The 26,396-nt window shown below is 71.7% G+C and carries 29 protein-coding genes and 1 pseudogene; 18 read left to right on the top strand and 12 right to left on the bottom strand.

Features of this window, described 5'->3' with window-relative positions; genetic code table 11:
• From RB614_RS21580 to RB614_RS21565, 4 genes and pseudogenes are all read right to left on the bottom strand, one after another.
• Nucleotides 1-174, bottom strand: a pseudogene (locus RB614_RS21580) (NF041680 family putative transposase); the annotation flags it as partial.
• A 255-nt stretch (nt 175-429) separates the two neighbouring features.
• Nucleotides 430-1,152: an AIM24 family protein gene (locus tag RB614_RS21575; RefSeq protein ID WP_308714378.1), complete on the bottom strand. Its 723-nt coding sequence runs from the start codon at nt 1,150-1,152 to the stop codon at nt 430-432.
• A 50-nt stretch (nt 1,153-1,202) separates the two neighbouring features.
• Nucleotides 1,203-1,565: a metallopeptidase family protein gene (locus tag RB614_RS21570; protein ID WP_308714377.1), complete on the bottom strand. Its 363-nt coding sequence runs from the start codon at nt 1,563-1,565 to the stop codon at nt 1,203-1,205.
• Between the two features lie 67 nt (nt 1,566-1,632).
• The gene (locus tag RB614_RS21565) at nt 1,633-2,061 is read right to left on the bottom strand and encodes an OsmC family protein (RefSeq protein ID WP_308714375.1); all 429 of its coding nucleotides are present in this window, start codon (nt 2,059-2,061) and stop codon (nt 1,633-1,635) included.
• Between the two features lie 46 nt (nt 2,062-2,107).
• Between RB614_RS21565 and RB614_RS21560 the strand changes: the two genes are divergently transcribed.
• From RB614_RS21560 to RB614_RS21535, 6 genes are all read left to right on the top strand, one after another.
• On the top strand, nt 2,108-2,584 hold the full coding sequence (locus tag RB614_RS21560) for a hypothetical protein (RefSeq protein WP_308714374.1): 477 nt from the start codon (nt 2,108-2,110) through the stop codon (nt 2,582-2,584).
• A gap of 37 nt (nt 2,585-2,621) precedes the next feature.
• On the top strand, nt 2,622-3,143 hold the full coding sequence (locus tag RB614_RS21555; RefSeq protein ID WP_308714373.1) for a Uma2 family endonuclease: 522 nt from the start codon (nt 2,622-2,624) through the stop codon (nt 3,141-3,143).
• Between the two features lie 2 nt (nt 3,144-3,145).
• The gene (locus RB614_RS21550; RefSeq protein ID WP_308714371.1) at nt 3,146-4,030 is read left to right on the top strand and encodes a hypothetical protein; all 885 of its coding nucleotides are present in this window, start codon (nt 3,146-3,148) and stop codon (nt 4,028-4,030) included.
• Between the two features lie 11 nt (nt 4,031-4,041).
• Nucleotides 4,042-5,298, top strand: coding sequence for a serine--tRNA ligase (serS, locus tag RB614_RS21545; RefSeq protein ID WP_308714370.1), 1,257 nt, complete (start codon nt 4,042-4,044; stop codon nt 5,296-5,298).
• A 114-nt stretch (nt 5,299-5,412) separates the two neighbouring features.
• Entirely contained in the window at nt 5,413-6,234 is an 822-nt protein-coding gene (locus RB614_RS21540; RefSeq protein ID WP_308714369.1) for an HAD family hydrolase, read from the top strand.
• On the top strand, nt 6,234-7,049 hold the full coding sequence (locus RB614_RS21535) for an HAD family hydrolase (protein WP_308714368.1): 816 nt from the start codon (nt 6,234-6,236) through the stop codon (nt 7,047-7,049). The genes RB614_RS21540 and RB614_RS21535 overlap by 1 nt, the downstream gene beginning before the upstream one ends.
• Nucleotides 7,050-7,209: 160 nt before the next feature.
• On the opposite strand, the gene RB614_RS21530 is transcribed toward RB614_RS21535, so the two are convergent.
• The gene (locus tag RB614_RS21530; protein WP_308714367.1) at nt 7,210-7,797 is read right to left on the bottom strand and encodes a bacterial proteasome activator family protein; all 588 of its coding nucleotides are present in this window, start codon (nt 7,795-7,797) and stop codon (nt 7,210-7,212) included.
• Between the two features lie 85 nt (nt 7,798-7,882).
• Here RB614_RS21530 and RB614_RS21525 point away from each other — a divergent pair, with 85 nt between their 5' ends.
• A complete protein-coding gene (locus RB614_RS21525; protein ID WP_308714366.1) occupies nt 7,883-8,656 on the top strand; it encodes an alpha/beta hydrolase family protein in 774 nt (257 codons plus the stop codon).
• 138 nt (nt 8,657-8,794) lie between these two features.
• A complete protein-coding gene (locus RB614_RS21520; RefSeq protein WP_308714365.1) occupies nt 8,795-9,988 on the top strand; it encodes an ABC transporter substrate-binding protein in 1,194 nt (397 codons plus the stop codon).
• 6 nt (nt 9,989-9,994) lie between these two features.
• Here the strand turns inward: RB614_RS21520 and ddaH are convergent, their stop codons facing one another.
• Nucleotides 9,995-10,831, bottom strand: a complete 837-nt coding sequence (ddaH, locus tag RB614_RS21515) for a dimethylargininase (RefSeq protein ID WP_346434205.1) — start codon at nt 10,829-10,831, stop codon at nt 9,995-9,997.
• Between the two features lie 66 nt (nt 10,832-10,897).
• Here ddaH and RB614_RS21510 point away from each other — a divergent pair, with 66 nt between their 5' ends.
• The 3 genes from RB614_RS21510 to RB614_RS21500 are packed head-to-tail and all read left to right on the top strand — an operon-like array spanning nt 10,898 to nt 13,507.
• Complete coding sequence (locus tag RB614_RS21510; RefSeq protein ID WP_308714364.1) at nt 10,898-11,356, top strand: Lrp/AsnC family transcriptional regulator; 459 nt, start codon at nt 10,898-10,900, stop codon at nt 11,354-11,356.
• Nucleotides 11,357-11,414: 58 nt separating this feature from the next.
• Nucleotides 11,415-13,352 (top strand): beta-propeller domain-containing protein, encoded by a 1,938-nt coding sequence (locus tag RB614_RS21505; RefSeq protein ID WP_308714363.1) that lies wholly within the window; start codon nt 11,415-11,417, stop codon nt 13,350-13,352.
• 2 nt (nt 13,353-13,354) lie between these two features.
• Nucleotides 13,355-13,507, top strand: coding sequence for a hypothetical protein (locus RB614_RS21500; RefSeq protein WP_308714361.1), 153 nt, complete (start codon nt 13,355-13,357; stop codon nt 13,505-13,507).
• 63 nt (nt 13,508-13,570) lie between these two features.
• Here the strand turns inward: RB614_RS21500 and RB614_RS21495 are convergent, their stop codons facing one another.
• Nucleotides 13,571-14,650 carry a T3SS (YopN, CesT) and YbjN peptide-binding chaperone 1 gene (locus RB614_RS21495; protein WP_308714360.1) on the bottom strand — a complete coding sequence of 360 codons (1,080 nt, stop codon included), beginning with the start codon at nt 14,648-14,650 and terminating at the stop codon, nt 13,571-13,573.
• A gap of 92 nt (nt 14,651-14,742) precedes the next feature.
• Between RB614_RS21495 and RB614_RS21490 the strand changes: the two genes are divergently transcribed.
• Entirely contained in the window at nt 14,743-17,013 is a 2,271-nt protein-coding gene (locus RB614_RS21490; RefSeq protein WP_308714359.1) for an FdhF/YdeP family oxidoreductase, read from the top strand.
• 46 nt (nt 17,014-17,059) lie between these two features.
• On the opposite strand, the gene RB614_RS21485 is transcribed toward RB614_RS21490, so the two are convergent.
• Both RB614_RS21485 and mobA read right to left on the bottom strand, forming a co-directional pair.
• The gene (locus RB614_RS21485) at nt 17,060-17,293 is read right to left on the bottom strand and encodes a DUF6457 domain-containing protein (RefSeq protein ID WP_308714358.1); all 234 of its coding nucleotides are present in this window, start codon (nt 17,291-17,293) and stop codon (nt 17,060-17,062) included.
• Nucleotides 17,290-17,880, bottom strand: coding sequence for a molybdenum cofactor guanylyltransferase (gene mobA / locus RB614_RS21480; RefSeq protein ID WP_308714357.1), 591 nt, complete (start codon nt 17,878-17,880; stop codon nt 17,290-17,292). Before mobA ends, RB614_RS21485 begins: the two co-directional genes overlap by 4 nt.
• A 170-nt stretch (nt 17,881-18,050) precedes the next feature.
• Here mobA and RB614_RS21475 point away from each other — a divergent pair, with 170 nt between their 5' ends.
• Nucleotides 18,051-18,224 (top strand): hypothetical protein, encoded by a 174-nt coding sequence (locus RB614_RS21475; RefSeq protein WP_308714356.1) that lies wholly within the window; start codon nt 18,051-18,053, stop codon nt 18,222-18,224.
• A 59-nt stretch (nt 18,225-18,283) separates the two neighbouring features.
• On the opposite strand, the gene RB614_RS21470 is transcribed toward RB614_RS21475, so the two are convergent.
• Nucleotides 18,284-19,951 carry a DUF4394 domain-containing protein gene (locus RB614_RS21470; protein ID WP_308714355.1) on the bottom strand — a complete coding sequence of 556 codons (1,668 nt, stop codon included), beginning with the start codon at nt 19,949-19,951 and terminating at the stop codon, nt 18,284-18,286.
• 316 nt (nt 19,952-20,267) lie between these two features.
• On the opposite strand from RB614_RS21470, the gene fdhD reads away from it, so the two are divergent.
• On the top strand, nt 20,268-21,110 hold the full coding sequence (fdhD, locus tag RB614_RS21465; RefSeq protein ID WP_308714354.1) for a formate dehydrogenase accessory sulfurtransferase FdhD: 843 nt from the start codon (nt 20,268-20,270) through the stop codon (nt 21,108-21,110).
• 182 nt (nt 21,111-21,292) lie between these two features.
• Here fdhD and RB614_RS21460 read toward each other — a convergent pair whose 3' ends face one another.
• Nucleotides 21,293-22,333, bottom strand: a complete 1,041-nt coding sequence (locus RB614_RS21460; protein WP_428983080.1) for a DUF4192 domain-containing protein — start codon at nt 22,331-22,333, stop codon at nt 21,293-21,295.
• A 67-nt stretch (nt 22,334-22,400) separates the two neighbouring features.
• A complete protein-coding gene (locus RB614_RS21455) occupies nt 22,401-22,907 on the bottom strand; it encodes a GNAT family N-acetyltransferase (protein WP_308714352.1) in 507 nt (168 codons plus the stop codon).
• Between the two features lie 59 nt (nt 22,908-22,966).
• Here RB614_RS21455 and RB614_RS21450 point away from each other — a divergent pair, with 59 nt between their 5' ends.
• From RB614_RS21450 to RB614_RS21435, 4 genes are read left to right on the top strand one after another with little or no spacing between them, the layout of a single operon-like run.
• The gene (locus tag RB614_RS21450) at nt 22,967-23,854 is read left to right on the top strand and encodes a fructosamine kinase family protein (RefSeq protein ID WP_308714351.1); all 888 of its coding nucleotides are present in this window, start codon (nt 22,967-22,969) and stop codon (nt 23,852-23,854) included.
• Nucleotides 23,855-23,871: 17 nt separating this feature from the next.
• Entirely contained in the window at nt 23,872-24,888 is a 1,017-nt protein-coding gene (moaA, locus tag RB614_RS21445; RefSeq protein WP_308714350.1) for a GTP 3',8-cyclase MoaA, read from the top strand.
• Between the two features lies 1 nt (nt 24,889).
• Entirely contained in the window at nt 24,890-25,144 is a 255-nt protein-coding gene (locus RB614_RS21440) for a MoaD/ThiS family protein (RefSeq protein ID WP_308714349.1), read from the top strand.
• Between the two features lie 7 nt (nt 25,145-25,151).
• Nucleotides 25,152-26,342: a metallophosphoesterase gene (locus tag RB614_RS21435; RefSeq protein ID WP_308714348.1), complete on the top strand. Its 1,191-nt coding sequence runs from the start codon at nt 25,152-25,154 to the stop codon at nt 26,340-26,342.
• Nucleotides 26,343-26,396: the final 54 nt, after the last annotated feature.

The following is a 26,396-nucleotide window of genomic DNA, read 5'->3' as shown; positions in this document are numbered from 1 at the left end:
GGCCACCAACGACAACCCCACCAACGAGCGGACCGGCCCATCGGCGCACAGCACCGCGTCACACAACTCGAACAACGCATCCGCACGCCGCGACATACAGCCCAGCAACTCCTGCCGAAACCACGACAGGTCCCCGACCGCGTCACCCGGACGTCGATCATGCACACTGACCACAGACAGCCCTTGGATGTTGACGTTCTTCCCTCGACAAGAAGAATGATCAACCAAGGGCTGTCCACATGATCGACCGGGGTCCACACCCGACCGTCAAGGTTAAAGATCAAGCTAGGCCCAGCGCCGTCGTCATGGCCCGGAGCGCTCCCGCCGGAGGCTAAACACGCGAACGGTGAGGCCGCGGGAACGCACCCGCGCAACGGTCCGGGCCACAACGGACGTCGCGGTAGCTCAGAATTTCCGGTCTGGAAAGGGCTAGCCGCCGAGCAGGCCGCCCAGGCCGCCGCTGCTCTGCTGCTGGCCGCTCCCCTGCACCGGAGGCTCCTCGGAGGGCTGCACGACGACGAAGCCCTGGCCGGCGAAGCTCATGGTGAACGCCTCGCCCGTGCGCCGCCCGATCAGCGTGCCGAGGCCGAGCTGCTCGGCCCGGTGGTAGCCGGTCTGCAGGTTTGCCGACCAGCAGACCGCGGCCTGCGGGTCGACGAACGTGGGCTGGTCGACGTTGAGCACGACCGGGGTGCCCTTGGTGGTCACCGCGATCCGGCCCTGCCCGGAGAAGACGCAGTTGAACAGGCCGGCGGCGGAGAGCATGCCCATGCCCTGCACCATCTTGATGTCGTACTGGAGCGTCGAGTCGAAGGCCAGCACGCTGGAGCCGTTGATGGACAGGGCGTCGCCCGGCTCCAGGTCGATGAGGTGCACGTCCGACGCGAGGTCGGCGAGGAAGACGTCGCCGCGGCCGGTCATCTTCATCAGCGGAACGCCCTCACCGGTCAGCTTCTGCTTGAGAAACTTGCCGATGCCGCCCGAGCCGAGCGCCTGAAACTGGACCTGGCCCTGGTAGGCGACCATGGCACCGGTGCGGGCCATGCACTCGCCATTGAGCTCGATCTTCAACATCTTGGAGTTTTGCAGCCGCATGCCGGGCTGCGCCGACTCCTTTTCGAGGTTCTCCGCAGAGAACAACGCGCTACGCATGCCTCGGAGAGTAGGCGGCGTCAGCAAGAGTTGACCTAGGCCGTTCAGGCCTAACCCCAGCCCAGCTCGTGCAGACGTTCGTCGTCGATGCCGAAATGGTGGGCGATCTCGTGGACCACGGTGATCGCCACCTCTTCGACCACGTCGTCCTCGGTGTCGCAGATGCGCAGCGTCGGGTTGCGGTAGATGGTGATCCGGTCGGGCAGCACGCCGCCGTAGTCCCATCCGCGCTGGGTGAGCGCGTACCCCTCGTACACACCGAGCAGCTCCGGCTCGCCGGGCGGTGAGTCGTCTTCGACCAGGATCACCACATTGCTCATCAGGCCGAGCAACTCCTCGGGCACCTCGTCGAGGGCCTCGCTGACCAGCTCTTCGAAGCGCTGCCGGCTCATCTCGACGGGCACACCCGTCATTGTGCCCGAACGCAGGGCTCACCGACGGCGCCGGAGACCCCGGCGCCGTCGGGGAAAGACGGGGAGGTCAGGCCAGCTGAGCGTTGAGCGTGATCTCGGCGCCGGGCGAGAGCAGCCGGGAGATCGGGCAGTTTGCCTTGGCACCCTCGGCAATCTTGAGGAACTCGGCCTCGTCGATGCCCGGCACCTGGCCGACCGTCTCCAGGTCGATGCGGGTAATGGTGAAGCCGGCGTCGGTCTTGTCCAGGTGCACCTTGGCGGTCGTCTCGACCGAGTCGGGCGTGAAGCCGGCGTCGGCGAGACCCTTGGAGAAGGCCATCGAGAAACAGCCGGCGTGGGCGGCGCCGATGAGCTCCTCGGGGTTGGTCCCCTCGCCCTCTTCGAAGCGGGACTTGAACGAATAGTTCCCCTCGTATCCGCCCTTACCAGTGCGGATACGGCCGGAACCCTCGGTGAGATTGCCCTGCCAGCGGGCAGATGCGGTGCGGATAGGCATGAACCCGACGCTAGCCCAATCGGCACCGCGATGCGACGATCCCGCTATGACCCGGAGGGTGGCGTTGGTGGGTGGCGGCGCCCTCGTGGCGGCCGGTTTCGTGCTCGCGCTGCTGGCGCTCGCGGTCCCCTGGGCGCACTACCGGCTCGCGGTGGACGTGCCCGTCGAAGGTTCGGATCTGCAGCACTCTGGTGGCATCGCCGTGTTTCAGCTGGAGCTCGGCTGGTGGTATGTGCTCGCCCTCTTCGGGGTGCTCGGCCTCGTCGCCGGCGCGGCGGCGGCCACCGGCGGTTCGGCTCGTGCGGCCGGGGTGGCCGGGCTCGCGGTGGGCGTGCTCTGCATGCTGCTGGCCAGCCTGGTCGGGGCGCGGGCGGCGGGCGCCTCGGTGGACACCGTCGTGAGCGGGCTCGCGATGGTCGACGTCCGCGCCGCGCGCGGTCCCGGCGTCGGGTACGGCATCGCGGCCCCCCTGGTGTTGGCGCTCGGTGGCGCCCTGTTGTCAGTCCGCACCCAGCAAAACTGATGCCTATCCTGGTTGAGGGCTAGCCAGGAGGTGCGCGATGCGGACGATCGAGCTGCCGGTGACGATGGAGTGGACACCGGAGATGCTGGAAAGCCTCCCTCGCGAGTATCGATATGAAGTGATTGAGGGAAGGCTGATCATGGCGGCAGCAGCGATGCGTGCATGGCATGGGCGGACGCTGTACCGCGTCTTGCACCTACTCACCGCCCAGGGCCTGGAGGCATATCCGGAAACTGGACTGGTCGTAGGGCCGGGCGAGGTGTATTCGCCCGACGTCGGGGTGCTGCGCGACCCATCCGCACCGCAGATCGCCTACCACCCGGCGCGGGAGTTCGAGCTTGTCGTAGAGATCGTCTCGCCTGACTCGCGGACCGCCGACCGCATCACCAAGCCGCTGAAGTATGCAGACGCTGGTATCCCGGAGTACTGGCGGGTCGAGGAGGACGACGACGGCGAGGCCGTGGTTTACCAGCATCGGCTGGTCCGTGAGGCCGGGGTCGCGCGCTATGCGGAGGCGCGCGTCGTGCTGCTGAGCACATTGGAAAAAGAGAGCCTGTAGCGGTGTCGCAGGAGCCACAGGCGGACATCGGCGCGCGGCTGGACGAGCCGGCGGTCGTGGAGTTCGGCGCCGACGAGCCGGCCCGCAAGCGGCCGAGCGCCGCCCAGGTATTCAAGGCCGTGCGCCGCGACTGGCGGCTGGTGCCGGTCATCGCCGGGTTGAGCGCGGTCGCCGTCTTCGCCTCGATCGTCGGGGAGTGGCAGACCATCACGTTCACCCAGGAGGACATGTTCGGCCCCGGGCCGACGCCGCCGGTCACCGCCGGCCTTGTCGACCTGGGTGGCTTCGGCACCGGATACCTCATCGGGATCTTCGTGATGGTGGGGTGCCTGAGCCTGGTCCTCTTCGGCCGCCCCGCGCTCCGCGACCAGGTGCGGATCGTCGGGCTGGCCGCCGCCGGCGTGTCCGCCGCGATCCTGGTCGGCATCACCGCCTGGCTCGACGGCAACAGCGCGGCGCTCGCCTCGGCCGACTTCCTCGTCGGACCGCAGGGGCCGTCCTACGAGCTGGCGTACGGGCGCGGGGTGACCATGGCCTTCCTCGGGGTCGCCGGGTTCGCGCTCGCCCTGTACCTCGCCGGCCGCCTCATGCCGGCGCCACCCGCCCAGCCGGCTGTGCCCGGGGCGGACGGCGGCGCGGGGCCCGCGCCCGAGGCGACCGAGCAGTTGGACTGGCCGTGGCGGCGGCCGCGGGCGGCAGACGACCTCGACAGCGACCTCCCGCCACCGGCCGACCTCACGGTCGCGCCCACCGCGCCGTTCGTCCCGATGCAGGACGGGAGGACCAGCACGGCAGACCGGAGGGGCAGCGCACCGGACGGCAGGACGGGCACACCGGATGCGAGACCCGGCACGCCCGACGGAAAACGGGATGCTCCAAGCACGTAGGCTTTTATGTCGTGATTGACCTCCGCCTGCTTCGCGACGACCCCGACACCGTGCGTGCCAGCCAGCGAGCCCGGGTCGAGTCCGAGTCCGTGGTCGACGAGCTGCTCCGCGCCGACGAGCAGCGCCGCGCGGCGGTGCAGGCCTTCGAGGTGCTGCGGGCCGAGCAAAAGGCGCTGGGCAAGCAGGTCTCCCAGGCAAAGGGTGAGGAAAAGGCCGCCCTGCTGTCCCGTACCAAGGATCTGGCAGCCGAGGTGAAGGCGGCCGAAACGGCCGCCACCCAGGCCGAGACGGCACTGCGCCAGGCGCACCTGGCCGTCTCCAACGTCGTGGAGGAGGGCGCGCCGCCCGGCGGCGAGGAAGACTTCGTGGTGTTGCGCGAGGTCGGCCAGAAGCCCGACCTCGCCAGCCCGCGCGACCACCTGGAGCTGGGTGAGGCGCTGCGCGCGATCGACATGGAACGCGGCGCGAAGGTCTCCGGCAGCCGCTTCTACTTCCTCACCGGCGTGGGCGCGCTGCTCGAGCTCGGCCTGCTCCAGCTCGCGATCGCCCAGGCGGTCGAGTACGGCTTCACGCCGGCCATCCCGCCGGTGCTGCTCAAGCCGGAGTCGATGGAGGGCACCGGCTTTCTCGGCGCGCACGCCAGCGAGGTCTACCGGCTGGAGGCAGACGACCTCTTCCTGGTCGGCACGAGCGAGGCGCCGCTGGCCGCGTACCACTCGGGGGAGATCCTCGACCTGGAGCGCCCCATCCGGTACGCGGGGTGGTCGACCTGCTTCCGCCGCGAGGCCGGCTCGCACGGCAAGGACGTACGCGGGATCCTGCGGGTGCACCAGTTCGACAAGGTGGAGATGTTCTCCTACTGCCGGCCGGAGGAGGCGCACGACGAGCACCTGCGGCTGCTGGCCTGGCAGGAGGAGATGCTGGCCAAGGCCGAGGTGCCGTACCGGGTGATCGACGTGGCCGCCGGCGACCTGGGGTCGAGCGCGGCCCGCAAGTACGACTGCGAGGCGTGGGTTCCGTCACAGGGCCGCTACCGGGAGGTCACCTCGACCTCCAACTGCACGACGTTCCAGGCTCGCCGCCTCGGCATCCGGTACCGCGACGCGGACGGCAAGACCCAGATGGCCGCCACGCTCAACGGCACGCTCGCCACCACCCGGTGGCTCATCCCGATCCTGGAAAACCACCAGCAGCCGGACGGCTCGGTGCGCGTGCCCAAGGCCCTCCAGCCGTACCTCGGCGGGCGAGACGTGTTAGAGCCCGCGTGACCTTCACGTCGCACGAAAGTCATGGATGAGTAGCGGTCGGTGAGGTACGGTTGCTGCCCCGCCGGTGCCGGAAGCGGATTCGCCGCCCCGGTCCCGGCCGGGTGAGGAGGAACCATGCCCCGCCCGGGACTGCCGAAACTCATCGCCACCGACCTCGACGGCACGCTGGTACGCAGCGACGACACCGTGTCCGAGTTCACCCATGAGGTGCTCGACCGGGTCCGGGGGGCTGGCATCCCGATCGTGGGTGCGACCGGGCGTGGACCGCGCCTGACCGAGCTCACCCGCAACGACATCCGGGCCGCCGACTACCTGGTGATGGCCGGTGGCGGCCGGGTGATCGACCAGACCGACCCGATCGGCCCGGTCGTGCTGCGGGACGAGCGCCTCTCCGGTGTGGTGCTGGCCCAGCTGATCAGCGATCTTGAGGCGAAGGTCGGCCCGCTCACGGTGATGGTGGAGGCGCTGGACGGCCCGGGCGCACCGCTGTGGGGCGACTTCGACCCGTCCTGGCGCTACCCCGACCGGTTCGAGCGCCGGGCCCGGGCCGAGTGCCTGAGCGGTGACGTGATCAAGGCGTTCGCGCGTACCGCCGACCACGACGTCGACACGCTGCTGGCCACCGCCCGCGAGGTCGTACGGCCGGACCAGGCGTCGGTGACCCAGGCCGGGCTCGGCTTCGTGGAGATCTGCCCGCCCGGGGTCGACAAGGCCACCGGCCTGACCGTCGTGGCCGACCTGCTCGGCGTCGACCCGGCCGAGGTGCTGGTCTTCGGCGACATGCCCAACGACGTCCCGATGTTCGAGTGGGCCGGCTGGGGCCGGGTCGCGGTCTCCAACGCCCACCCCACCATCCGGCTGCTGGCCGACGAGGTGACCTTGCGCAACGACGACGACGGTGTAGCGGTCTACCTCGATCGACTACTGTCCCGTTGATGGGAGAGTCGCCGCGCCTGGTCGCCACGGATCTCGACGGGACGCTGGTGCGGCAGGACCGCTCGCTCAGCCCGCGCACCGCCGGGGTGCTGGCCCGGATCGCCGCGCGGGGCACGGTGGTCGTGCTGGTCACCGGCCGTCCGGTGCGGTGGCTCAGCCAGGTGTACGACCAGCTGCACGAGCCGCTCCCCGCGGTCTGTGCCAACGGCGCGGTCGTCTACGACCCGGACGCCGATCGCATCCTGCGCGCCGATCCGCTCGCCCCCGAACTGCTCGCCGAGGTGACCCGGCGGCTGCGGGCGGAGGTGCCCGGCGCGGTCTTCGCCGTCGAGGTGGCGGACGGGCGCGAGCTGCGCCACGACGCCGAGTGGCCGACGCTCTGGGACGCCGGCGACCCCACGATCCGGGTGCTCTCCACGCCCGAGGAGGTGGCCTCGGTGCCGGCGGTCAAGCTGCTGGTCCGGGCCGGTAAGCGCGACCCGGACACGTTCGTCCGGATCGTCGCCGCGGCGATCGAGGGGCTGGCCGAGGCGACCCACTCGTCGTACTCGGGGCTCGTCGAGATCTCCGCGGCCGGCGTGACCAAGGCGGCCGGCCTCGCCTGGTTTTGCGAGCAGCGCGGCATCGCGCCGGCCGAGGTGGTGGCGTTCGGCGACATGCCCAACGACGTACCGATGCTGACCTGGGCCGGCAACGCCGTCGCGGTCGCGAACGCCCACCCCGCCGTACGCGAGATCGCCAATGACGTGACGCTCTCGAACGACGAGGACGGCGTCGCCGCGTACCTCGAAAAGCTCTTCGACCTGGATAGCTAGCATTGTGATCGTGGTATTCCAGTGCCCCGATGGGGGCACCCAGGTACCACGATCTCGATGCCGGACGCGGTCGCGGAGGGTGAGGCCGCGGGAGCAACGGTCTGGACCACAACGGACATCGCGGTAGCCCATCCCTTGAAATTGGATCCCTGCGGGCTCGCTACAGGTACTGGCCGGTGCGGCCGCCTTCGCCCGGCTGGGGCTGCTGGGCGCCGCCGGGCATGCCGGGCATCAGGCCGCCAGGCACGGCGGGCAGTGCGGGTCGGCCACCGCCGCCGCGCATCTGCTCGAGCTGGAGGCGGGCGGCCATCTGCTGTGCCACCAGCGCCGCCTGGATGCCGTGGAAGAGGCCCTCCAGCCAGCCGACCAGCTGCGCCTGGGCGACCCGCAGCTCGCCCTCGCTCGGGGTCGCGCCGTCTTCGAACGGGAGCGACAGGCGCTCCAGCTCCTCGCGCAGCTCGGGCGCGAGGCCGTCTTCGAGCTCCGTGATCGAACGCTTGTGGATCTCGCGAAGGCGGCTGCGGCTGGCCTCGTCGAGCGGCGCGGCCTTCACCTCTTCGAGGAGCTGCTTGATCATGCTGCCGATGCGCATGACCTTGGCCGGCTGCTCGATCAGACGCGACGGGTCCTCGCCCTCGGCCTGCGCGTCGGTATCGACGGTGCCGACCGGACGTCCGTCCGGACCGACCACCACGACGGTGCCCGGACCAGGGCCGGGCTCTTCCGGCTTGCGGGGTGCTTCGGTCATGCCGTCCATCTTCGCTCAGGGGTCCGGGCCGGTGGCCACCGGTGGGGGCAACAGCGCCAGACCGCCGCGGGATAGCGTCTCCGGCATGTCCAGCGACCCCCGTGGCGTCCTCCATCGCCCGACCCCGCCGCCGGACGCCACAGTGCGGTACGGCGACCATCCTGACCAGATCGCCGACGTGCGGATGCCTCCGCCGCGGGCCAAGGCCCGCCCACTGGTGATCGTGGTGCACGGTGGCTTCTGGCGGGCGGAGTGGGATCGATCACACATCTCGCCGCTCGCCGCCGCCCTGGCCGCCGCCGGGTACCCCGTGGCCCAGCTCGAGTACCGGCGGACCGGGCAGCCGGGCGGTGGCTGGCCCGGCACGTTCGCCGACGTCGTGGCCGGCGTGACGGCGATCCCGCAACTGATGGGGCTCGGGTGGGCGCCGCCGCTGCTACTCGGCCACTCCGCGGGCGGCCACCTCGCGCTCTGGTACGCGCTGGCCGGCCCCGCGCCGGTGCTGGGTGTGGTGGCGCTCGCGCCGGTCGCCGACCTGGCCGAGGCGCATCGGCTCGACCTCGACCAGGGCGCCGTGGCCGCGCTGCTCGGCGGCGGACCGACCGAGGTGCCCGACCGGTACGCCGAGGCGGATCCCTCCGCTCGCACACCACCGGGTGTACGGAGTGTGATCATCCACGGCGCCCGAGACCGCCACGTTCCCGTGGAGATCAGTCGCAAGTACACGGCGACGGCCCGCGCCGAAGGTGGAGACGTTTCACTTATCGAACTGCCCGAATCAGAGCATTTCGCCCTTATCGACCCACAGTCGAGCGCCTGGCCGGTCGTGAAGAGCACGCTGCAATCGATGCACCCGTAACCAGACCGTGGCCGTATTGATCTCTAGCTGAGACACCCTGGGTCCCAGGTTGAAAAAGGTTCATTGACGCAGCGTCGCGAACCGGGTAGACAGCCGGATGGGCCGCGATCCGGCCCCCGACCTTGGGAAAGGGTGACCGTGCCCCAGATAGACCGCCGTCAGGCGCTGAAACTCTTCGCGGCGCTCGGCGCGACTGGATTCGCCGCCGCGTGCGCCTCGGACGACGGCGCCGACAACGAGCCGCAGCTCAGCGACGACCCGGTCCGGATCGGGCTGGTGGCGCCGCAGACCGGCCCGCTGAAGGTGATCGGCGACGACCTCGTCAACGGCTTCCAGCTCTACCTCCAGCTCAACCAGAACCGGCTCGGCGGCCACCCCGTCCAGCTGGTGACCGCCGACGAGGGCGCCGACGCCAAGTCCGCCAAAGCCGCCGTCGACTCGCTCCTCCAGCAGGGCGCGCTCGCGCTCACGGGGGTGGCAAACTCGGCCGCGCTCGCCAGCCTGCGCGACACGATCGAGGGCGCCACCGTGCCGCTGATCGCCACCAACGGCGTGCCTGGGAGCCTGCAGGGCGTGCTCTACATCTGGTCCGCCTCGTTCGTCGAAAGCGACCCCAGCCAGGCGCTGGGTGGCTACCTGACCGGCGTCGTCGGCCGTGGCCAGCGGGTGGCCATGGTCGCGCCCACCGACGACACCGGCCGGGACGCGGTGGACAAGTTCCGGCAGACGTTCGGCGCCACCGACGCGCGGCTGATCGAGACGTTCTGGACCGAGGCGACCGTCGCGCCCGACAAGGACTTCTTCCGGCCGACCCTGGGACAGCTGCGGACGAGCGGCGCCAACGTGGTGTACGCGTTCTACACCGGCCCGGCGGCGGTCGAGTTCGTGAAGCAGTACCGGTCCGAGGGGCTGAAGGCGACCATCTACGCTCCCGGCGGCTTCACCGAAGGCACCGCGCTGGAAGACATGGGCGAGGAGGCCGCGGGCATCTTCACCGCCATGAACTACTCGGCCGACCTCAACAACGCGGCCAACCGCCTCTTCGCGACGGCGTACCAGCGCGAGCACGACCTGCTGCCTTCGGCGTCCGCCATGGCGTCGTACGACGCGGCGCAGGTGCTCGACCGGGCGATCCGGCTGTGCGGCGGGCGCCCGACCGCCCAGCAGGTCAACCTGATGCTCGGCCGGGTCGGCCAGATCGACAGCCCGCGCGGCACGTGGCAGTTCAACCAGCCGCGCACCCCGCAGCAGAAGTGGTACCTGCGCCAGGTGCGGCCGGACGGCCAGGTCCTGTCGAACGTGCTGCTCAGCGAGCTGGCGACGCTCGGCTGAGGCCGCTCAGCCGCGCCGGAGCGGGCGGAGCTCGGCCACGCAGCACTTGACGCTGCCGCCGCCCTTCTTCAGCTCGGAGAGCTCGACCAGCACCGGGGCGTATCCGGCCGCCTCGACCTTGCGGGCCATCCCGGTGGCCTCGCTGTTGAGCACGACGTTGCGGCCGTCGCTGACCAGGTTGAGGCCGAACGCGTACGCGTCCGCCTCGTCGGCCAGCACCGCGTCCGGGAAGAGCTGCCGCAGCACCCGCTGGGAGGCCGCCGAGAAGGCGCCCGGGTAGTACGCGACGGCTCGGTCGTCGAGCGGGGCGAGCGCGGTGTCGAGGTGGTAGAAGCGCGGGTCGACGAGGCGCAGTGAGACCACCGGGCGGCCGAGCACGTCCTGCGCCTCGGCGTGCGCCGCCGGCTCGGTGCGGAAGCCGTACCCGGCGAGGATCAGCCCGCCGTACGCCGCCGGCAGGTACGCGAAGTCGCCTTCGCCCTCGTTGGTCTGCGCCGGCGCCCGGAACTCCCAGCCGCCGGCCTCGTAGAACGCCCGGTGCGCGGCGGCCTCGGCGGTCCGCTGGGCGTACTTGAAGCGGGCCCCGTACGCGACGCCGTCGACGGTGAGAGCGCCGTTGGCCGCATACACCATGTCGGGCAGGTACGGCGCGGGCGCGAGCACGTGGACCGTGTGCCCGAGGCCGCTCAGGGTCTCCCGGAGCCGCTCCCACTGCTTGAGCGCCAGCTCGCTGTCGACCGGGGTGCTGGTGTCCATCCACGGGTTGATCGCGTACGCCACCTCGTAGTGCTCGGGCGGGCACATGAGATATGTCCGGTTTCGCGGCATGCGCTGCTGGCTCACGCAAGAAGAGTAGGTACGCTGCATGGTCGGTGACAGCCGGAAATCTTGCGTCAGAGGGGCGAACCGTTGCAGATCGACGACGTAGACCAGCGAATCATTGCGTCGCTCGTCGCCGACGCCCGCGCTTCGTACGCGGAGATCGGCGCCCGTGTCTCCCTCTCCGCGCCGGCCGTCAAGCGGCGGGTCGACCGGCTGCGCGCGGCCGGGGTCATCCGGGGATTCACGGCCGTCATCGACCCGGCCGCGGTCGGTTGGACGACCGAGGCGTTCGTGGAGCTCTTCTGCGCCGGCCGCACCACGCCGGCCCAGATCGCGGTCGCGGTGCGGCGCCTGCCCGAGGTGGTCGGGGCGTACACGGTCTCCGGCGAGGCGGACGCGCTGGTCCACCTGCGCGCGGCGGACATCGCCCACCTGGAGGACGCGCTCGAACGGCTGCGCGCCCAACCCTTCGTGACCTCGACGCGCAGCACGATCGTGCTCTCCCGGCTGGTCGACTCCCCCACGGTGGTGGCCGCGCCGACCTGACGGATATCGGCACCGGGACGCTGGGAACGGCTTTCGGGGGCGCGGCGTCAAAGCCGGCATGACACCGAGACTCGCGGTCGCCGCGGGCGTGCCGCTCGCCCTGCTGGTCGCTCTCGCCGGGTGTACCTCCACACCGGAGCCGCCGAGCCCGCCCGCCCCGCACGACCCCGGCGTGCCGGCCGGGCAGTTCCGGCTCGTCGCGTTCGACTCGTGCGCCAACGGGCTGGCGCTGATGAAGAACGCCGCCAAGGAGTACGTGGGGCCGTACGGCTTCGGCGGCGGCGCGATCCCCCTCGCCGGCGGTGCGCGGGCAGCGGCGGGTGCCGCGGAGGACTCGGCCGCCGGCTCCAGCTCTCGGGAAAAGGCGCCCAGCTACTCGGGTACCAACACGCATGAGGCCGGCGTCGACGAGCCGGACCTGGTCAAGACCGACGGCCGGCGGATCGTGACGGTCCAGCAGGGCACCGTGCGCGTGGTCGACGCCGCCTCCCGCAAGCTGACCGGCGAGCTCGACCTGGCCACGGACGGCGACGATCCGGTCCGCTGGGGTGAGGGCAGCCTGCTGCTGCACGGCGACCGCGCACTGGTGCTGGTCCGCGGCGGCTGGCACACCGCCAAAGACTTCGCCCGCCCGGCCGGCTTGGCCAGCGCGCGGCTCATGCTCCTGGACATCTCCGGGGCGCCGAAGAAGATCAGCGAGTACGAGGTGGACGGCGAGCTTGTCGACGCGCGGCAGGTCGGCGACACCGCCCGTGTAGTGGTGCGCTCGTCGCCGCGCCTCGACTTCCCGTACCGCGAGCACGGCACCGAAAAGCAGCAGGTGGCCGCCAACAAGCGGGTCATCGACAAGGCGACGGCCGAAGACTGGTTTCCGCGCTACGCGGTCACCACCGGCGGCACCACCGCCAAGGGGGTGCTCGGCTGCGAGCGCTACTCGCGCCCGGCCACGTACTCGGGCACTTCGATGGTCACGGTGCTCAGCTTCACACTCGGCGCGGACGGCCTCGGCGACGGCGACCCGGTCGGTGTGGTGGCCGACGGCGACACCGTCTACAGCAACGGCTCCAGCCTCTACGTCGCCAACGACCAGCGGTGGCGCGTCATGGGCTGGCTGGAGCGGACCAACGGTGAGCCCAAGCCGGAGGACGAGGTCACCGAGATCTACCGCTTCGACATCTCGCGGCCCGGCCGCCCGGCGTACGTCGGCTCCGGCTCGGTGCGCGGCTGGCTGATCAACCAGTACGCGATGTCCGAATGGGACGGTCACCTGCGCGTGGCCACCACCAGCGGCCGCACCTGGGGCGAAGCGCCGAAGTCCAGCTCCACCGTGTACGTGCTGCGGCTGGCCGGCGACTCGATGCCGGAGGTCGGCAAGGTTGCCGGGCTGGGCAAGGGCGAGCGCATCTACGCCGTACGCTTCGCCGGCACCACCGGTTACGTGGTGACGTTCCGCCAGACCGACCCACTGTATACAGTGGACCTCGCCAACCCGGCCAAGCCACGGGTGGCGGGCGAGCTGAAGATCACGGGCTACTCCGCGTACCTGCATCCGGCCGAGCCGGGACGCGTGATCGGCGTCGGCCAGGAGGCCTCGGAGCGGGGCCGTACACAGGGCACCCAGGTCTCGCTCTTCGACGTGTCCAATCTCGACAGTCCGGCCCGCCTCGCCCAGCACCACGTCAAGTCGGCCCACTCGGAAGCCGAGTACGACCCGCACGCGTTCCTCTACTGGCCCGAAGACCGGCTGCTGGTGATGCCGCTGTCGGTGTGGGAACGGGACCGGGGCGGCAACGGCGCGCTGGTGCTGCGCATCGGTGATACGGCGATCTCCGAGGTCGGCACGATCTCGCACGAATCCAAGGTCGGCCAGCCCGGCGTCGGCCTGATCCGCCGTTCCCTGGTCATCGGCGACGACCTCTGGACCGTCTCGGACAGCGGACTCATGGCGACCAACATGTCCACCTTGGACACTCAAGCCTGGCTCAGTTGGAGTTAGTGATGGCAGCACCACTGGGAATCGACCCCACCGACCACCGTCTCGGATGGACGGTCACGCACCTTCCGGCCCGCTCGGCGCGCGACCGCGCCCCCGAGCCCGAGGGCGACGACCGCTGCCGCCGGGAGAAGCGCTTTCGGGCAGACGGGCTGTGATCGAAGCTCCTTTGAAGTCGCTCTAGCGACTTGACGGGAGCTTCGATCACGGACGTGGGGGCTCTAGAGGTACATGCCGGTGCGGTGGTCGTCGTCCGGGCCGCGGTGGGTGGGCTTGTCGCCCTCGCCGAAGAAGCGCTTGCCGCCAAACTCGCCGTGCAGCCGGTCGTCCAGCTCGTCGGCGAGGCCGGTCATCACCTGGACGGCGAGCATCAGGTGGGTGGCCTGGAAGTTGCGGCCGAACACCGGGATCGACGCCCACACCGTGTCGTTGGTGCAGTAGAGCCGGCCGATCGGCATGCGGTTGGTGAGCTCGGAGAGCTTGACGTAGAGCTGCTCGGTCGGCTCCACCTCGGTGAGCACCGGCGAGAAGACGTCGACCAGCGGCGGATTGTCGCGGACCCGGACGAACACCATCGCCGAGCCGGCGCGGATGCCGATGTCGCCGTCGGAGTCGACCTGGAGCTGGTCGGGCGCGCTCTTCATCATCGCGGCCACGACCATGCGTACCTGCTCGTCGAGCGCGATCAGCTCTTCGGACTCGGCGCCGCGGACCACCCGCTCGGCAAGCTCGGCCTCGTCTTCGTCGAGCAGGGCCTCGGGGCGCGCGGTGCCGAGCGGTTCGACCGGCAGCGGCTCGTCCTCGGCGTCGTGCACGAGGTAGACGAGGAACGCGGGGTGCGGTGCGCCGTACACGTCGCGCAGGGTCCGGGAGATCGTGGTGGCGAGGCGGCCGGTCTCGGCGGTGCTCGACCGGAGGCCGAACTGCTCGCCCGAGCCTTCGACCACGCCGGGTGGCGACCACCCGAGCGCCACGAGGTCGGCGACCGCCGCACGGTCCATCCGGTATCCGGCCGGGAGGCTCGCGTTGCCCACCGCCAGCGCGTTGATCTGGCCTTCGTCGCCCACGGAGAGGTTTACCGAGTACACGGCGTCGCCGGTGCCGGACGCGGTCGGGTCGAGGGTCAGCTCCACGTTGGCACCGGCGGGCAGCTTGGCGAGCATGGCCGCCAGCGCCGCGGCAAACTCCCGCCACGCCTCGGTCACCTTGGAGCGCAGGTCGGCCGTCGTCGGCTCGTCGAGCAGGATGGTCTCCTGGGACTGCTCGCCGCCTACGCCGGCTCTGCCCTGGTCCTCGGTCATGATCGCCTCCGTCCGTCAGCCACACCCTACCGAGCGGTCGGGGCACGAACTCGCCACCGGTCATCCATCGGGTACGGAGTTATTGTGCAGCTATGGCGAAAGGGGCGCCGCACGACGATGCGGGTGACCGCGACCTGCGGATCGAGACGCCGAAACGTACGGCGGCCGGGCTGCCGGGCGTCACGCACGCGCTGGGCGCGGGGCTGGCCCAGATGGGTGTCCGGCGCACCGCGCTCACGCTGCTGCGCGTCAACCAGCCAGGCGGCTTCGACTGTCCGGGCTGTGCCTGGCCCGAGCCGGGGCCGGGTGCACGCTCGCACACGGAGTTCTGCGAAAACGGTGCCAAGGCGGTCGCCGAAGAGGCCACGCTGAGGCGGATCACGCCCGAGTTCTTCGCCGCGCACCCGATCTCGGAGCTGGCCGAGCGGTCCGACCACTGGTTGGGACAGCAGGGCCGGCTCACCACGCCGGTGGTGCGGCGCCCCGGCTCCGACCACTACGTGCCCATCTCGTGGGACGAGGCGTTCGCGCTGACCGCCACCCACCTGAGCGGGGCCGAGCCGGACGAGGCGGTCTTCTACACCTCCGGCCGCACCTCCAACGAGGCGGCGTTCCTGTACCAGCTGCTCGCCCGGGCGTACGGCACCAACAACATGCCCGACTGCTCCAACATGTGCCACGAGTCGTCCGGCGTCGCCCTCGCCGGCACGATCGGCATCGGCAAGGGCTCGGTGACGCTCGACGACATCCACCGTGCCGAGCTGATCGTCGTCGTGGGGCAAAACCCCGGCACCAACCACCCGCGCATGCTCATCGCGCTCGAAGAGGCAAAGCGCCGGGGCGCAAAGATACTGGTCGTCAACCCGATGCCCGAGGCCGGACTCATCAACTTCCGCAACCCGCAAAAGCCGCGCGGCCTCGTGGGCAAGGGCACGCCGCTGGCCGACCGGTTCCTGCAGATCAAGGTCGGCGGCGACCAGGCGCTCTTCCGCGCGATCGCCGCGCTGCTGGTCGAGTGGGCCGCGGTGGATCAGTCCTTTGTAGACCGGTACACGACCGGGTTCGACGCATACACCGCCGCTCTGCGTACCCTCGACTGGGACGACGTGGCGGCGGCGACCGGCCTGTCCCGCGACGAGATCGGGGCGGCGGCCCGGATGTTCGCGTCGTCGGAGGCGACGATCGTCTGTTGGGCGATGGGGCTGACCCAGCAGCGCGAGTCGGTCGCCACCATCCGCGAGATCGTCGACGTGCAACTGCTGCGCGGCATGCTCGGCAAGCCGGGCGCCGGCCTCTGCCCGGTGCGCGGTCACTCCAATGTGCAGGGTGACCGCACGATGGGCATCTGGCACGAGCCGCCGCCGTGGTCGGCCGCCGCCGGCGACCTGCTCGGCGTGCCCATGCCGACCCGCCGCGGGTACGACACGGTGGATGCCCTCCGCGCGATGCGCGACGGCCGGGTGCGGGTGTTTATGGCGCTGGGCGGCAACTTCGCGGCGGCCACGCCCGACACGGCGGTGACCGAGGCGGCGCTGCGCTCGTGCGCGCTGACGGTACACGTGTCGACGAAGCTCAACCGCTCACACGTGGTGCCCGGCACGACCAGCCTGATCCTGCCCTGCCTGGGCCGCACCGAGCGCGATCGGCAGGAGTCCGGCGAGCAGTTCGTGACGGTCGAAGACTCGATGTCGTCGGTGCACGCCTCGCGTGGCCGGCTGGCACCCGCCTCGCCCGACCTGCTCTCCGAGGTCGCGATCGTCAGCCGCCTGGCCCGCGCGCTGATGCCCGAATCGCCGGTGCCGTGGGGCGAGTACGAGGCCGACTACCGCAGGATCCGCGAGGTGATCGCGGCGGTGGTGCCCGGCTTCGACGACTTCGAGGCGAAGGTCGGCGATCCGGCCGGCTTCACGCTGCCGCACCCGCCCCGCGACCGGCTGGAGTTTCCGACGCCGAGCGGCAAGGCACACTTCACGGCCGGGCCGCTCTCGGTGATCCGGGTGCCGGAGGGTCGGCTGCTGCTGCAGACCGTACGCAGCCACGACCAGTACAACACCACGATCTACGGCCTGGACGACCGCTACCGCGGCGTGCACGCGGGCCGGCGCGTGGTCTTCGTCAACCCGGATGACCTGGCCGCGCTGGGCATGGCCGACGGCGACATGGTCGACCTGGTCTCCGAGTGGACCGATGGCGTGGAGCGCCGGGCGAAGTCCTTCCGCGCGGTCGCCTATCCCACCGCCCGCGGCTGCGCCGCCGCGTACTTCCCCGAGGCGAACGTGCTGGTCCCGCTCGACTCCACGGCCGAGGGCTCCAACACCCCGACGTCAAAGCAGATCGTCATCCGCCTGGAACCTGCTCTGTGATCAAAGCTCCCGCCACGTCGCTAGAACGACTTGAGGGGAGCTTCGATCACCGGCCCTCGCCGGCGCGCTCGGCCAGGGCGGTCAGGCGCGCGGCGGCATCGGCCGGGTCGGCGCCGCGTCCCACGGCCACTCCCAGCAGGTACGCGGAGACGGGCGCGGCCGGCCGCACCACGTTGTGCGCGACGTCGCGGGCGAGGTCGAGCACCAGCTTGGTGTTGGCGTCGGCCGGATCCAGACCAAGCTCGGCGCAGGCCGCCGCGGTCCACTCGTCCAGGGTCATCGGGCCCACTCCTCCGCTTGCCGCAGGTCGTCGTCGGTGTCGCAGTCGAACCAGGGTGGCGGGCCGGGCTCCGTCCAGGCGACCTCGCGCACCTCCACCTCTGCCAGCAGCGCCCGCATCGAAGCACCCGGCAAGCCGCGCCCGGCGGCGAGGCGGTGCAGCGCCGAACGCAGGGCAGCGGCGCGCCAGACCCCGCAGAGGAACTGGCGGCGGCCGTCGACGTCGACGTAGAGCGCGCCGTCCACTGTAGACGCCTCCAGTTGGTGCCGGAGGTGGGTGATCGCGGCTGGCGTCAGCAAGGGCAGGTCGGCGGCGAGAAGGGCGACCTCGGTCACGTCGCGGGGGAGGAGGGCGAACCCGGCGGCGGTCGCGGCGACCGGGCCGGAGCCGGGCGGGTCTTCGACCGTGCTGAGGACTCCCGCGGGCACCGGCAGGCTCCCGACCACGACGACCGGTGCCGCGTCTCGCACCGCACCGAGCACGCGGTCGAGCATGCTGTGGCCGGCGACCGGCAGCGCGGGCTTGCTGGGTCCGCCGAGGCGGCGCCCAGCACCGCCGGCCAGCACGATCGCCGCTAGTCCCGACACACCTCAGACCGTAGCCGGCGGCACGCCTGATGTAGCGCCCGGCGCGAAACCCGACCATTGACCGCGCCCGGGCGGACCCCTACTTCACGACCACCCCACCCGAGGGCTGCTACCTCTACACGTACGAGCACCAGGGCTTCACGTACGCCTCGCAGACCTACTGCACCAGGATGCACGGGCTGCACCAGGCGGTGGCGCGCTGCTCCGACGGCAGTACCGTCCGCGGCTTCGCTGAGGAGATGGACTACTTCCGCATGTCTACGGCCGAGTGCCGCTCCACCGTGTACCCCTGGGACCCGATCCCGGCGGTCGAGGTGTGGGGCGAGTTCTGGCCCGACTACTGAGCCCCACACACGCACCCGCCCCGGCCCTCCCACGATAGGACCGGGGCGGTCTGTGCGAGTTATGCCAGTACGCCGCGCGGAGCGACCGCGAGGCCGGTCAGGATGCTGCCCCGACCCAGCTTGCCGATCAGTCGGGCCTTGCCGGAGCGCAGGTCGATCGCGTAGATGCGGCTGCCGCCGGAGCGGGAGAGCGCGGCGATCGCCTCACCGTCGGCGGCGATGTCGAAGCCGCCGGCCGAGTCGACGTTGAGCGTGAGCTTGCCGGTCGTACGCAGCACGCCGTCGTTTGGCGGGGCCTGCACGGCCAGCACGTCGATGCCGGTGTCGATGTCGTACAGCGTCGTGGCCGTCGCGCCAGCGAAGCTGTTGGTGTAGCCGGCGTGCGCCACCTTGGCCTTCGCCTTGGCGTTGCGGTCGTCGGCGGCGTACGCGAGCGGCTTGTCCACACCCGCGACCGCCCCGGTGTCGGGGACGATGCGCAGGTTTTGCCCGGACGAGGTGACCACGCGGAGCCGGTCGACGGTCGGGTTGACGTCGAAGCCGACCGCGCTGCCGTAGACGGCCGGGCTGAACGGCGTGCCCACCGCGGTCGCGGCGGCCGTACGCGGGTTGACCGTGTAGATCTGGTTGGTGCTGCCGAGCGCGTAGAGCTGGCCGTTGGCCGGGCGCACGTCGATGCCGAGCACCTTTTCGCCCGGAGCGAGGCCGGTGATGGGCTGCTGCGAGCGGATCCGCAGCGAGTCGCGGTCGAAGCGGACCAGGTCGTTGCGGGCCGTCGTGGCGTACACGGTGGTCGGGCCACCGGCCGAGACGGTGATGCCCACGACGCCCTTGGGCAGCTTGCCCCGGGCGCTCGCCTTGCCGGTGCGCAGGTCGACGCGGACCAGGCGGCCGGTGTCGCCGTCGCCCTTGACCCGCACGGCGGCCAGCGCCGTGTAGTCGCCCTCGTCGAACCTGTCACCCTTCACCGCGCCCGCGATGTCGAAGCCGTCGAGCCCCAGCACGTCGACGCCGAGGCGGCCGACCGGGAAGAGTTGGCCGGTGTTGGGGGAGACCGGCGGCGTCACGCCGGGCTTGGTGCCCTGGAGCACCAGGACGTCCTTGTTGCTGTCGATGTCGTACAGCGCGGTGGAGGTCGCGCCCGCCACGCTGTTCGTGTACGCCGCCGCGGTCACGCCCTTGCGGTTGAGCGTCGTGTCGGTGCCGGCCACGGCCCCGGTGGTGGGGTCGATCCGCAGGTTTTGCCCGGTGTCGCTGATGACGCGGAGCCGGTCGACGGTCGGGTTGAAGTCGACGCCGAACCGCTTGCCGGAGAGCGCGAACGCCGTGCCGACCGGCGCCGCGGCACCGGTGGCCGGGTCGACCACGTACAGGCGGCCGGTGCTGCCCACCGCGTACAGCTGGCCGTTGGCGGGGCGCGTGTCGATGCCCACGAGCTTTTCGCCGGCGGCCAGTCCGGTGACGGCCACGCTCAGCTCCTGCCGGCCGCTGCCCAGGTTGTCGAACCGGTACAGGCGGTTGTCCTGGGTGACGACGAAGAGGTCACCCCGGTCGCCGTACCCGTCGCCGGCCCGGCTCCGCGAACCGGCGAGCTCGGCCTGCGCGTCGTCACCGCCGCTGCCCGGCACCCACGTGCCGATCGAGACCATGCCGGTGGCCACCGCCACCAGCGCCGCCCCGGCGAGGCCAGCGGTCAGCGCGGTCGCGGTGACCGATACCCGCCGCACCGTTCCTTTCCTCGAACCCATCGGGTTTCCTCCCTCGTGACCCGGCTTGAAGGCCGGCTTCTGTAGAGGGCTTCGGAGGCCGCCGGCCCGCCGATGGGCCGTCGACGGACGGGTGGCACGAATTGGGGAGTAGCGTCTTTCTGGCAGGTCTCCGCCGGCCTGGTGCGGTGACCGCACTGGGCGCCCGCGTCCGCGAGACCCACCGGGCAGACCCTAGGGCCTATCTGGTGGATCTTGTGGGTGCGAGGCGAGGTCCAGGAGGCGGTCCAGGGACGCCGGGCGGAAGGTCGCATACCGGTGTTAGGAAGATGGGTGGATGGGCAGGGCGACAGACCGGCGCGCGGTCCTCACGATCGACACGGCTGGGCGGGGCACCGTGCGGCGGCGGGACACGCTGGCCGCGGAGGAGCCGCTGGAGATCCGGGTGGGGCCGGCCGGACCGGCGCGGCGGCGCCCGCTCGCGGTGACGATGCGCACGCCCGGTGACGACATCGACCTGGCAGTCGGGTTTCTGCTCACCGAGGGCGTGATCCGGGAAGCCGGCGACGTGGTGACCGCCCAGCTCTGCGCGGGCACCGACACCCCCAACACGTACAACGTCGTGGACGTGGTGCTCGCCGACCACGTCCCGCCGCCGGAGACCGACCCGGCCCGCAACTTCTACACCACCAGCTCCTGCGGCGTGTGTGGCAAGGCCAGCATCGACGCGATCCGCACCCGGTCGCGGTTTGACGTGGCCGGCGACCCGATCGAGGTCGAGGCGCGGGTGCTGGCCGCCCTGCCGGACCGGCTGCGCGCGGCCCAGCGGGTCTTCGAGCGCACCGGCGGGCTGCACGCTGCCGGCCTCTTCACCCCCTCGGGCGATCTCGTCGTGCTCCGCGAAGACGTGGGCCGGCACAACGCGGTCGACAAGCTGATCGGCTGGGCCACCCGGGAGGGCCGGCTGCCGCTCCGCGGCCACGTGCTGCTGGTCTCCGGCCGGGCCAGCTTTGAGCTGACCCAGAAGGCGTGGATGGCCGGCCTGCCGATGCTCGCGGCCGTCTCCGCGCCCAGCACGCTCGCCGGTGACCTGGCCGCCGAGGCCGGCATCACGCTGGTCGGCTTTCTGCGCGGCGGCACGATGAACGTCTACACCAGCCACGAGCGGATCAGGCACTAGCGGACCCCGTTTCGAGAGGCGGAGGCGAGCTACCGCGACGTCCGTGGTGGTCCGGACCGTTGCGCGGGGCCCCCGGGGAAACGTGGAGCGCAGCGGAGCGCTTTCTTGGGGTGCGTTCCCGCAGCGTCACCCTCCGCTGTCACACAACCCCGAGCCCCGCGAAAACGCGGGCCCGGCGGCGGTCAGGCTTTGGCGCGGCGGCGGGGGCGGCCGCCGCCGGCTCGGGCGTGCGGCGGCATCGGGAACGCCTCCAGGGTGGACGGTGGGATGCCGCGGTGCAGCACGTCGTCGAGGAGGCGGGCCATCGAGTAGGCCGGGTCGGAGCGCTTGGCCCGCTCCACCGCGGCCAGCGCGAGCGCGCCCTGCCCGCAGCGCCAGGCCGCGAACGCGAGCAGGCTCGCCGGTGCCGGCACCAGGTGGGGCTCGGCCCGGCGCAGCACATCGGCCCAGAGCTCCAGGTGCCAGTCGTCGGCGCCGACGCGCTCCCACGCGTAGTCGCGGATCGGCAGGTGCACCAGCAGCACGGTCAGCCAGGCCACCTCGTCGTCGGTGAGGTGGCCGCCCTCGCGGTGGCGGCGCATCGCCTCGCGCACGGCGGCGACGCCCAGCCGGCGCACCGCCCGGCTGCCCAGCAGGTCGCCGGGGCGCGACGAGGCGAGGTGGCGGGCGAGGCGCGTGGCAGCGCGCTCGGTCGCCTGGCGCATCGACTCGCGGGTGAGGCCGCCGACCGGCTCGATCTGCCGCACGAGCGCGTCGCGGTCGGGGAGTGCCACGTGGCCGGCGTGGGTGGCGGCCGCCGCCACCGGGCTGGCCACCGGGTCGAACGCGGTGCCCTCCGGCGGGCAGCAGCCGTCGCCGGGACACGCGTAGGACCAGTAGCGGCCGCCGGCCACGCGCAGCGTGTCGAGCACGCCCACGCCGTGCCGCTCCAGGGCCGCGCGGATGGCGGTGACCGGCTCGCGGGCCCGCTCGTCCGACCCGTAGCCCACCACGGCGGCGCAGTCGACGTCTTGCCGCATGACGACCGACGTCACGTACTCCACGAAGCCGGGCGGCTCGCCCAGGTCGCCCCGGGCGGCGAAGACCACGTGGCGGGCGCGGAGCCCCACCACCACGACGCTGTCGCTCGGGTGGAAGCCGAGCAGGAACGGGATGGCGCCGAGCAGATCGGCCGGCGTCCGGAGGGCGAGCGGAGTCATGCCGGGGAGCCTGGCGGTGACCAGGGTGAGATCAGAAGACCCTGTGGACGACACTCGGGTTATCCACAGGCACGCTCCGTAGCGAACCAGCTCAGGACTTGAACCGAAGCTCGTGAATGTCGATGTCCTGGTGTCCGGCGTGCTCCCGGCGGCCGAGATCGAGCGTGAGCTGGAGCGCGGAGAGCACGTCGTATCCGGCCGCGTGCAGGCTCCGGATCGCGTCCACGTTGCGCGACTCGGGCGAGATCGTCAGATAGGAGAGCCCGCGCCGGCGGGCCTCGTCGGCGACGTGGCCCAGCAGCGCCCGGCCGATGCCCTGGCCACGATGGGACTCGGTGACCACGACCGGCTCCACCTCGCCCGCCCGGCCCTTCATGATCAGGCCGACCAGCCCCACCACGCCGTCTTCGCCGTGGTCGGCCACCCACATGCCGGAAAGGTCGAGCCGGGTCAGGTAGTCCTCGAACGCCGCGCCGGGATCGGCACCGCCGAAGCCGGGGTCGTCGTAGAGCGCCCGGTGCCGCTCGGCCAACTCGACCCACAACCGCCGGCCGGCGCTGTGGTCGCCGGGCCGGTACGACCGGATCGTCACCGCCATGACGTCATGCTTACCCCGGTTACGGCGTGGGCGACACCCACTTGGTAAGAGTGGTCGGCATGGACCTCGCGTACCTCCGGGCGCATCCAGAGCACCTCCCCGCCTTCCTGACCCACCAGCGGATCAGGGAGACGCCGGTGCCCGGTGGGAGCATCTGCACCGCCTCCCGGCTCACGCTCGACGACGGCGCGTCCCTGTTCGCCAAGTCGTGGGGCGGGGCCACACAGCCCGTACCAGATGGGTTTTTCGAAACGGAGGCCGCGGGGCTGCGGTGGCTGCGCGACGCCAGCGGAGCGCCCGTGCCGGAGGTCGTGGTCGCGCTGCCCGACCTGCTGGCGCTGGAGTGGGTGGAGCCCGGCGCGGCGACGCCGCGGGCGGCGGAGCGTCTCGGGCGCGACCTGGCCACCACCCACCGGGCCGGTGCGGCGGCCTTCGGCGCGCAGTGGCCGGGCTTCATCGGCGCGCTGCCCGCGGACAACACCCCCTCGCCCGGCCCGTGGCCGGGCTGGTTCGCCGCGCACCGGCTCGTCCCCTACCTGCGGATGTCGGCCGACAACGGCGCGCTCTCCGCGCCCGAGGTCGCCCTGGTCGAGCACGTGGTCAACCGCATCGACGGGTACGGCGGGAGCGAGCCGCCGGCCCGCATCCACGGTGACCTGTGGCCGGGCAACGTGCTGTGGGCGGCCGACGGGCGGGCCTGGCTCGTCGACCCCGCGGCGCACGGCGGCCACCGCGAGACCGACCTCGCCCAGCTCGCGCTCTTCGGCGGCGTGCCGCACCTGGACCGGGTGCTCGCCGCGTACCGGGAGGCGTGGCCGCTCGCCGAGGGCTGGCCGGCCCGGGTGCCGGTGCACCAGCTCCACCTGATGCTCGTGCACACCGCGCTCTTCGGCGGGGCGTATCGATCGGCCGTACGGACGGCGGCTGAGGCCGCACTGCGCGCTTGACGCGGTAACGTCAAGAGATGACCACCGCGGGCCTCGCCGACCGGTACGGAAGGGTGGCGACGGACCTGCGGGTCTCGCTCACCGACCGGTGCAACCTACGGTGCAACTACTGCATGCCGGTCGAAGGGCTGCCCTGGCTGCCCAGCTCGGTCGTGCTCACCGACGACGAGGTGATCCGCCTGGTCCGGGTGGCGGTCGAGCGGCTCGGTGTCGACGAGGTGCGCTTCACCGGCGGTGAGCCGCTGATCCGCCCCGGGCTCGTCAAGATCGTGGCGGCCGCCGCCGAGCTGAGCCCGCGCCCCCGCCTCTCGCTGACCACCAACGGCATCGGCCTCGACCGGCTGGCCCGCCCCTTGCGCGAGGCCGGCCTCGACCGGGTCAACGTCTCGCTGGACACGCTCGACGGCGAGCGGTTCGAGCGGCTGGCCCACCGGCGCCGGCTGCCCGACGTGCTGGCCGGCCTCTCCGCCGCGCGGGCCGCCGGGCTCACGCCCGTCAAGATCAATTCGGTGCTGATGCGCGACATCAACGCGGACGAGGCGCCGGCGCTGCTGCGGTTCGCCCTCGCGGAGGGGTACCAGCTGCGGTTCATCGAGCAGATGCCGCTGGACGCCCAGCACGCCTGGGACCGCACCCGCATGATCACGGCGGCGGAGATCCTGGCCGGCCTGGAGGCGGAGTTCAAGCTGCTGCCCGACCCGGCCGAGCGGGGCGGCGCGCCGGCCGAGACCTGGCTGGTCGACGGGTTTACCGAGCCGGACGGCTCACCGGCCAAGGTCGGTGTGATCGGCAGCGTCACCCGGCCGTTCTGCGGCGACTGCGACCGCACCCGGCTGACCGCCGACGGCCAGGTGCGCAACTGCCTGTTCGCCAGGGAGGAGTCCGACCTGCGGGGCGCGCTGCGCGGCGGCGCCACCGACGAGGAGATCGCCGATCGCTGGCGCGCGGCGATGTGGACCAAGCGGGCCGGGCACGGCATCGACGACCCGAAGTTCCTCCAGCCGGCCCGGCCGATGTCCGCGATCGGCGGCTGAGGTGGCCTCGGACTCGATCACCGTGCGCTACTTCGCCGGCGCGCGGGCCGCCGCCGGGGTGCACGAGGAGCCGGCACCGGCCGGCCTCTGCCTCGACGACCTGGCGGCCGAGCTCTCCACCCGCCACGGCGAGCGGCTCGGCGCGGTGCTCAAGGCGGCCAGCTTCCTGGTCGACGGCGTGGCCTGCCACGACCGCCGGGCGGCCCTGCCCGGCGGGGTGACCGTCGACGTCCTTCCACCGTTCGCCGGAGGTTGAGCCAAGCGTGGGCGTGATCGTGTTCGTGGTGTTCGCCTTCGCCGTGGTCGGGCTGATCCACCTCTACCTGTGGAAGCGGCTGGTCCGCGACACCACCCGACCGGGCCCCTGGCGCCGGGCCGGCACGATAGCCGCGCTCGTACTGGGCGTGCTGGTGCCGGCCACCCTGATCGGCACCCGCGTGGGGCAGTGGTGGCTGGCCTGGCCCGGCTACCTCTGGCTGGCCGTCATGTTCTACCTGATCATCGTGCTGGTCGTCCTTGAGGTCCCGATGCTGGTCGCCAAGCTGGCGCTCCGCCGCAAGCGGGCGTCCGCGCCGGTCCCGGTCCTCGTCGGCGCCGGCGGTCCGCCGGTCGAGCCGCCGACACTCGATCACCAGCCCGATCGGCGGTTGCTCCTCGCCCGCGGGGCGGCCATCTTCGCCGGGCTCACCGCCGCGGGCATCTCCGGGTACGGCATCCGCACCGCCCTCGGCCCGCCCCAGCTCGACCGGGTCACGATCCCGCTCGCCCGGCTGCCGCGCACGATGGACGGCCTGCGCATCGCGCTGGTCTCCGACATTCACCTCGGCCCGCTGCGTGGCCGCGCCCACACCGAGCGGATCGTCCAGATGATCAACGACATGGACGCGGACGTCGTGGCGGTCGTCGGCGACCTGGTCGACGGCAGCGTGGAGGAGCTCGGCGTGGCCGCCGCACCATTGGAGCGGCTCCGCTCGCGCCGCGGCGCGTACTTCGTCACCGGTAACCACGAGTACTTCTCCGGGTACCAGCAGTGGGTGGACGAGGTGGCCCGCCTGGGCCTGCGCCCGCTGCGCAACGAGCGGCTGGAGATCGAGGGGCTCGACCTCGCCGGCGTCAACGACTTGGCCGGAGAGGCGCACCAGGATGGTCCGGACTTCGCGAAGACGTTCGACGGGCGCGACCCGAGCCGGCCGGTCGTGCTGCTGGCGCACCAGCCCGTGCAGGCGCGCGAGGCCGCGAAGTACGGCGTGGACCTCCAGCTCTCCGGCCACACCCACGGCGGCCAGATGGTGCCGTGGAGCCTCATGGTCCGCCTCGAGCAGCCGGTCGTCTCCGGCCTCGGCACGGTCGACGGCACCAAGGTGTACGTCACGAACGGTGCCGGATTCTGGGGTCCACCCGTACGCGTCGGTGCACCCCCACAGGTCACCCTCGTCGAGCTGAACAGCCAGTAGTGGGCGTCACGCGCGCGTGGCAACGCGCGCCAGACGACGCGGGCATGGCACTAT

Origin of the sequence: Phytohabitans maris (assembly GCF_031085175.1) — a bacterium.
In the GTDB taxonomy this organism is placed as follows: Bacteria; Actinomycetota; Actinomycetes; order Mycobacteriales; family Micromonosporaceae; genus Phytohabitans; species Phytohabitans maris.
The sequence above is the reverse complement of the archived record's forward strand: the minus strand, read 5'-3'. Positions and strand labels throughout refer to the sequence as shown.

Coding starts and splice junctions, on each gene's coding strand:
- RB614_RS21525 (WP_308714366.1), top strand. CDS start 7,883: ATGTCCAGCGACCCCCGTGGCGTCCTCCATCGCCCGACCCCGCCGCCG.
- RB614_RS21495 (WP_308714360.1), bottom strand. CDS start 14,650: ATGACCGAGGACCAGGGCAGAGCCGGCGTAGGCGGCGAGCAGTCCCAG.
- RB614_RS21500 (WP_308714361.1), top strand. CDS start 13,355: ATGGCAGCACCACTGGGAATCGACCCCACCGACCACCGTCTCGGATGG.
- moaA (WP_308714350.1), top strand. CDS start 23,872: ATGACCACCGCGGGCCTCGCCGACCGGTACGGAAGGGTGGCGACGGAC.
- RB614_RS21490 (WP_308714359.1), top strand. CDS start 14,743: ATGGCGAAAGGGGCGCCGCACGACGATGCGGGTGACCGCGACCTGCGG.
- fdhD (WP_308714354.1), top strand. CDS start 20,268: ATGGGCAGGGCGACAGACCGGCGCGCGGTCCTCACGATCGACACGGCT.
- RB614_RS21505 (WP_308714363.1), top strand. CDS start 11,415: ATGACACCGAGACTCGCGGTCGCCGCGGGCGTGCCGCTCGCCCTGCTG.
- RB614_RS21475 (WP_308714356.1), top strand. CDS start 18,051: ATGCACGGGCTGCACCAGGCGGTGGCGCGCTGCTCCGACGGCAGTACC.
- RB614_RS21560 (WP_308714374.1), top strand. CDS start 2,108: ATGACCCGGAGGGTGGCGTTGGTGGGTGGCGGCGCCCTCGTGGCGGCC.
- RB614_RS21485 (WP_308714358.1), bottom strand. CDS start 17,293: ATGACCCTGGACGAGTGGACCGCGGCGGCCTGCGCCGAGCTTGGTCTG.
- RB614_RS21575 (WP_308714378.1), bottom strand. CDS start 1,152: ATGCGTAGCGCGTTGTTCTCTGCGGAGAACCTCGAAAAGGAGTCGGCG.
- RB614_RS21555 (WP_308714373.1), top strand. CDS start 2,622: ATGCGGACGATCGAGCTGCCGGTGACGATGGAGTGGACACCGGAGATG.
- RB614_RS21570 (WP_308714377.1), bottom strand. CDS start 1,565: ATGACGGGTGTGCCCGTCGAGATGAGCCGGCAGCGCTTCGAAGAGCTG.
- RB614_RS21530 (WP_308714367.1), bottom strand. CDS start 7,797: ATGACCGAAGCACCCCGCAAGCCGGAAGAGCCCGGCCCTGGTCCGGGC.
- RB614_RS21565 (WP_308714375.1), bottom strand. CDS start 2,061: ATGCCTATCCGCACCGCATCTGCCCGCTGGCAGGGCAATCTCACCGAG.
- RB614_RS21540 (WP_308714369.1), top strand. CDS start 5,413: ATGCCCCGCCCGGGACTGCCGAAACTCATCGCCACCGACCTCGACGGC.
- RB614_RS21450 (WP_308714351.1), top strand. CDS start 22,967: ATGGACCTCGCGTACCTCCGGGCGCATCCAGAGCACCTCCCCGCCTTC.
- RB614_RS21455 (WP_308714352.1), bottom strand. CDS start 22,907: ATGGCGGTGACGATCCGGTCGTACCGGCCCGGCGACCACAGCGCCGGC.
- RB614_RS21535 (WP_308714368.1), top strand. CDS start 6,234: ATGGGAGAGTCGCCGCGCCTGGTCGCCACGGATCTCGACGGGACGCTG.